Source organism: Streptomyces sp. CA2R106, from assembly GCF_037034245.1.
GTDB lineage: Bacteria > Actinomycetota > Actinomycetes > Streptomycetales > Streptomycetaceae > Actinacidiphila.
Genome location: NZ_JBAGKC010000109.1, coordinates 1 through 1,723, shown reverse-complemented (window position 1 = coordinate 1,723; position 1,723 = coordinate 1). Strand labels below are relative to the sequence as shown.

Here is a 1,723-nt window from a genome sequence, read left to right as displayed (position 1 = left end):
AAGGGGACTTGTCGGTGGCGGCGGTCAACGCTCCCCGCCAGGTCGTGGTCGCCGGTGCCGCGCAGGCGTGTGGGGAGTTCGCGGAGGTGTTTGCGGAGCGTGGGGCGCGGCGGATCGCGGTGGATTATGCCTCCCACACCGCGCATGTCGAGGCGGTCGAGGACCGGTTGGGCGAGGATCTGGCGGGATTGTCCCCGGTCAGTGGTGCGGTGCCGTTCTATTCGACGCTTGAGGGGCGGGTGGTGGATACCGCCCAGCTGGATGGGGGGTATTGGTATCGGAATTTGCGGGAGCCGGTGCGGTTCGGTGAGGTCCTGGCCGGGTTGGTGGCTGAGGGGCATCGGGTGTTTGTGGAGGTCAGTCCGCATCCGGTGTTGGGTATGGCGGTTGCGCAGGCGGGTGAGGGTCTGGTGGCGGTGGGCAGTTTGCAGCGTGGTGATGGCGGCCGGGACCGTTGGCTGACCGCACTGGCGGGCGCCTGGTCGGCGGGCGTGGAGGTGGACTGGGCTGCCGTTAACGGTGGGGAGGGCGTGGCCCGGAGGGTGGCTTTGCCGACGTATGCGTTTCAGCGGCAGCACTACTGGCCGAAGCCGGTGGCCGGTCGTGGGGATGCTTCGTCGGCTGGTCAGCAGCGTTCCGGGCATGCGTTGTTGGCGGCTGCGGTGTGGCTGGCTGACGGTGATGGGTTGGTGTTGACGGGTCGGTTGTCGCTGGCCACGATGCCGTGGCTGGCCGACCACGCGGTCCACGGCACCGTCCTGCTGCCGGGGACGGCGTTCGTGGACCTGGCCGTCCACGCCGGCGACCTGGCCGGGTGCGGTGTCCTGGAGGAACTGACCCTCCAGGAACCGCTGGTCCTTCCCACCTCCGGTGGCGTGCAGTTGCAGGTCCGTGTCGGTGACGGCGATGGTCCGCGAACCGTCACGGTCTCCTCTCGCGAGGGGGAGGGCGAGTGGGTGCGGCATGCAGTTGGTGTGCTGACGCCGGCCGGCAGTGAGCCGGTCCCCGCCCCGCTGGATGTCTGGCCTCCGGCGGGTGCGGTGGCGGTCCCGGTCGACGACGCCTACGAGAAGTTCGCCCGGCGCGGTTACGCCTACGGTCCGGCGTTCCAGGGCCTGCGCCAGGCATGGCGTGCCGGGGACACCGTCTACGCCGAAGTCGAACTGCCTCCGGTCATCGACTCCGATGCGGCTGAGTTTGGTCTGCATCCTGCTCTGCTTGATGCCGCTCTGCATGGGCTCCTGGCCGCCAGTGATGGCAGTGGTGGGACGGGGTTGCCGTTTGTGTGGTCGGGTGTGCGGCTGCTGGCCGGCGGTGCGCGTCAGTTGCGGGTGGTGCTGGCGCCCGGGGCGGGCGGGGTCTCGGTGACGGCGTTTGACGGTGTTGGTCAGCCGGTGCTGGCGGCGCGGTCGTTGGTGCTGCGGGAGGCGTCGGCTGGTCAGCTCACCGGTACCGGCCGGCAGGTGCGGCAGTCGCTGTTCACGGTGGACTGGGTTCCGCTGCCGGCGCAGGCTTCGGCGGATGCGGTGCAGTGGGTGCGGCACGGTGGGTCCGAGGTGGCTTCGGTGGTGGTGGCGGTGGTGCCGGCTGCCCCGTCGGGGGTTTCGGCGCCGGAGGCGGCCCACCAGGCTGCTGCGACGGTGTTGGGTTGGGTGCAGGAGTGGCTGGCCGATCCCGAGACGGACAATGCGCGGTTGGTGGTCTGGACCCAGGGCGTGGCTAC

General features: G+C 70.3%; 1 protein-coding gene. It reads left to right on the top strand.

Features of this window, described 5'->3' with window-relative positions:
* Window positions 1-14: 14 nt before the first annotated feature.
* Window positions 15-1,723 (top strand): acyltransferase domain-containing protein (locus tag WA788_RS35220; RefSeq protein WP_335984512.1); only part of this gene is annotated, 1,709 nt, incomplete at its 3' end.